Below are 4,642 nucleotides of genomic sequence, written 5' to 3' on the forward strand. Positions count from 1 at the left end.
AGATGCCATTGCCCAATCAGGTGTCACATCGAATTTATCTCTAAAAATGACCTCACTTGGTCTGGACATAAGCAGAGATTTGTGTGTAAGCAGCATGAGACGGATTCTTGATCGCGCTCGCATGCACGGCAATTTTGTCCGGATTGATATGGAAGATTATGCGCACTGCCAAATTTCTTTGGACATCTATCGTGAGCTTCGAAAAGACTACGACAACGTAGGGATCGTTATTCAAGCCTACTTGTTCCGTACAATGAAGGATATCGATGATTTGCATCAGCTTGGCGCGAACTTGCGTCTTGTGAAAGGGGCTTACAAGGAATCCCCGCAGGTTGCTTTTCCAGAGAAAAGTGACGTTGATGATAATTACAAAAAAATGATTCAAAAACATTTGCTAAACGGCCATTATACGGCGATCGCGAGCCATGATGAAGCAATTATCCATTTTACAAAAGACTTTGCTAGAACGAATGGGATCTCAGGCGATCAGTTTGAGTTCCAGATGTTATATGGGATTTGTGAAGAATTGCAGAAGCAATTAGTGAAAGAAGGATACCGGGTGCGCATCTATGTTCCTTATGGTGTGGATTGGTTCGGTTATTTCATGAGAAGGCTAGCAGAACGTCCAGCCAATGTCTGGTTTGTTCTTAAAAATATGTTTAAATAAACTTCCCATTCGGAGAGGAGAAATAATATGACAACATTTACAAAGATGAGCCCATACGCGAACGAGCCGTTTACAGATTTTAACCTTGAGGAAAATAAAAAGGCCATGCAGGCAGCTATTTCGAAAATTAAAGAGGAGATGGGCCGCGAGTATCCGCTATACATCGGGACGGAGAAGGTAACGACTGAAGCGAAAATTACGTCCATTAACCCAGGTAATGTGGATGAAATTATCGGTTACGTAAGCAAAGCGGACCAAGCTCTTGCTGAGAAGGCGATGAATGCTGCACTTGAAACTTTTGAGTCTTGGAAAAAGGTCCCGGCCAGAGAGCGTGYCGAATACCTGTTCAAGGCTGCGGCCCTGATGCGTGCTCGCAAGCATGAATTCTCGGCGTTGATGCTGCTTGAATCCGGCAAAAACTACGTGGAAGCCGATGTTGATACAGCAGAAGCCATCGATTTCATTGAGTTCTACGCACGCGAAATGATCCGCTTGAGTGAAATTAACGAGACGCAGCCACTGGTCAAAATTCCAGGCGAAAACAACAAGCTAACATATATCCCACTAGGTGTTGGCGTTGTTATTCCTCCTTGGAACTTCCCGCTTGCGATCTGTGTTGGGATGACGATGGCGGCAGTTGTTTCCGGTAACACCGTTTTGCTTAAACCAGCTTCCACGACACCAGTAATTGCGCACAAATTTGTTGCACTCATGGAAGAAGTGGGTCTGCCTGCAGGTGTCATCAACTTCATTCCGGGCAGCGGCGCTGAGGTTGGGGACTACTTAACGACTCATCCGAAAACGCGTTTTATCTCCTTCACAGGCTCCAAAGAGGTTGGTTTACGTATCAACAAGCTTGCCGCTGACACGGTTCCGGGTCAACTTTGGATTAAGCGTGTTGTAGCTGAAATGGGCGGAAAAGACGGTATCGTCGTGGATGAAACGGCTGATCTTAACGCGGCCGCAGCGGCAATCGTGGCGTCTGCTTTTGGCTTCCAAGGGCAAAAGTGCTCCGCTGGTTCCCGTGCGATAATTGTAGACTCCGTATATGACGAAGTGGTGGAAAAAGTGGTTGCCCTGACGAACCAGCTGCAAAGCGGTTTGCCTGAGCTTAACTTTGCGGCAGGCCCAGTCATCGATAAAACGTCTTACGAACGGATTCTGGATTACATCGAAGTTGGTAAAAGCGAAGGGACACTTCTGGCTGGCGGGGGCAAAGCTGAAGGCAACGGTTACTACATTCAGCCTACCGTATTCGGCGATGTGAGCGGTAAAGCTCGCATCATGCAGGAAGAAATCTTCGGGCCGGTTCTGGCCATCGCTAAAGCGAAGGATTGGAAAGAAGCTATCGCGATGTACAACGATACGGAGTTTGGTTTGACGGGTTCGTATTTCTCCACCAATGAAGAACGTATCTCCGAAGCGCTTGACACGGTACATTGCGGCAACATGTACATTAACCGCAAATGCACGGGCGCCTTGGTCGGGGTTCATCCGTTCGGCGGCTTCAACATGTCGGGCACGGACTCCAAAGCAGGCGGTAATGATTACCTGCTGCTCTTCACGCAAGCGAAACTGACATCTCGCAAGGTGTAAGAATGATGAAAGACGGACGAATGTGTCCGTCTTTTTTTGTTTGTGTGGAGGAGGTGCAAACTCCTCCAACACGTTTAGCAGCCGCTATTTGCAGAAATAGCGGACCGTAGTTCCTCCAAGTTGGCTGCGCAGCCAGCTTAGTTTTGGTGTGAGGTCGAACCGCTCCACCAAACACCCTTAGTAACGCTGAGTTCTCAGCGTTACGCGTTCACACCCCAAGAAAATTCGCTGATGCCGCGCTCTTGAACAAGCTTAGCTATGGAGGAGTTGCAAACTCCTCCAATAACTTCCATCCTCCCGCGGATGGGGAACTACAGGGCGCTATTTCTACGAAATGCGCCCTTTTCGCGCGTAGTGAGAACTACAGTCCACTATTTCCCCACAATGGGCCAAAACTCCGCCAAATGCGAAGAAATAACGCCCAGCAGTTCCCCTCCAGATGCGCACCCACCGCAATTCACCGAAATAACGCCCAGCAGTTCCCCAACATCATCTAATGCAAATGCTGACTAATCAAGCGGACACGATGCTTGAATATGCCGAGCAGCAGGGCATATATTTGTTTTTCTACGGAATCGGGGCAGTTGCTCAGCCATCGGATGTATCCTAATCCCTGACATATTGCTCCTAAGGACTGGATTTGAGATAATGCACTTAGGAAATTGAGAAATAGGAGATGGTTATTTTGTCTAAGTCCCAGAAAACGTTAGCATTTATTGGTTCCTATGCGGATTCAAGCAATTCAGGTGTGTATGCCTGTCAATATGGGGAAAGCAATGGAAATCTGGAAATCATTCACGAAGTAGATGGTTTGCAAAATCCAACCTTTCTATCCGTCGATAACGAAAATTGGAGGCTCTACGCTATATCCGAAGGAACTGACGCAGGCGGTCAGCGCTGCGGGGCAGCAAGCTCGTATGAGATTGACTCAGCTTCGGGGAAACTAGCCTTTTTGAACAATGAGATCACACTTCCAGCGACCACTTGCCATATCCAGCTTGATCATTCGAATCAAGTGATTATGGTTTCGAGCTATCACGGGGGCATGGTAGGCTTATCGCCTGTCTTGGCGGATGGTCGGATAGGTGAGAATGCAGATATTCAGCAGCACGAAGGCTCCAGCCTTTTGGATGTGCAGGATAGACCGCGTGCTCATTCCGTTTTCTTGGATCGTACGAATACCTATGTAGGCGTTTGTGATTTAGGTTTGGATAAAATAAAGCTGTACAAGCTCGATCTTGCTGCGAAAAAGCTACATCCTCATGGTGAAGTGTCTGTTGCTCCTGGCTCAGGTCCGCGGCATTTTGCCTTCCACCCATCCTACAAATATGGTTATGTCATCAATGAATTAGGCTCCACTGTGACAGCGTTTAGCTACAAGGAGGAGCAGGGCGAGCTTACTGAAATTCAGACAATTTCAACGTTGCCTGAAGCATTCGAAGGTGAAAATGCTTGCGCGGATATTCACGTATCGCCTGACGGAAAGTACCTTTACGGCTCRAATCGCGGGCATGACAGCATAGTCGTGTACGCTATTGATGCAGATACAGGTAAATTGACTCCTGTTGAATATGCACCTACGCTTGGAAAACATCCGCGTAATTTTGCTATTTCACCGGACGGAGCACATCTATTAGTCGCAAATAAAGACTCCGATAACATTGTATCGTTTACCCGAGATGCGGCAACTGGGAAGCTGCTGCCAACCGGAAGCGTGCTGACGCTGTCTAAACCAGTATGCATCAAATTTGCAATTGTAGAATAACATGACACCGTACACGGAGCGTGTTATCGAGATTATCCGTTCCATCCCCGAGGGTAAAGTGATGACTTATGGGCAGATTTCACGGCTTGCCGGAAGCCCCCGAGGAGCCCGTCAGGTGGTGCGGATTTTGCATGCGATGAGCAAGAAGTATAAGCTGCCCTGGCATCGGTTTGCCTTTATTATTGGGGCTCTAGTAACCCTTATCTCTTTGTTTTCCGTGCCTTTTGTCCGCATTCAGCTAGGAGAAATGTCGGCTTTCCAACCGGCTATTTTCTCAACGGTTGTTTGCTTTGAACTCATTACGGCTTATGTGATATATAGTCAGTTCAAAATCTCCCGACAGCCAGCCGTGCTTGCACTCTTTGCGGGCTATCTATTCTCGGCTGGCATGAGCTTAGTTTATATCCTCGCCTTTCCCCGTGTGTTTGCTGATAATGGGGTGTTCAACTCTGGGCCACAAACGTCCGTATGGGTGTATGCGCTTTGGCATATGGGCTTTCCGGCGGCGATCCTATTGTATTTATGGCTAGATGCCAAGTATGGAAATGTGCGGTACAGCGCTCGGAAGGCAAAGCTAACCGGCTGGTGTACATTTATCGGTACAATCGTATTGC

The 4,642-nt window shown here is 47.8% G+C and carries 4 protein-coding genes and 1 pseudogene; all 5 read left to right on the top strand.

The window, feature by feature from the left end; genetic code table 11:
* On the top strand, nt 1-667 hold a 667-nt coding region (locus tag AC1DUA_RS26400), incomplete at its 5' end, for a proline dehydrogenase family protein (protein WP_477502602.1).
* 27 nt (nt 668-694) lie between these two features.
* Entirely contained in the window at nt 695-2,263 is a 1,569-nt protein-coding gene (pruA, locus tag AC1DUA_RS26405; protein ID WP_477502603.1) for an L-glutamate gamma-semialdehyde dehydrogenase, read from the top strand.
* A 676-nt stretch (nt 2,264-2,939) separates the two neighbouring features.
* Nucleotides 2,940-4,028 (top strand): lactonase family protein, encoded by a 1,089-nt coding sequence (locus AC1DUA_RS26410; protein WP_477502604.1) that lies wholly within the window; start codon nt 2,940-2,942, stop codon nt 4,026-4,028.
* A 1-nt stretch (nt 4,029) separates the two neighbouring features.
* Nucleotides 4,030-4,197: pseudogene (locus AC1DUA_RS26415) on the top strand (MGMT family protein); the annotation flags it as partial.
* A gap of 78 nt (nt 4,198-4,275) precedes the next feature.
* Nucleotides 4,276-4,642, top strand: a 367-nt coding sequence (locus AC1DUA_RS26420; protein ID WP_477502605.1) for an MASE4 domain-containing protein, incomplete at its 3' end; no start/stop codon positions are given.

The organism is Paenibacillus sp. 01T422, from assembly GCF_056398785.1.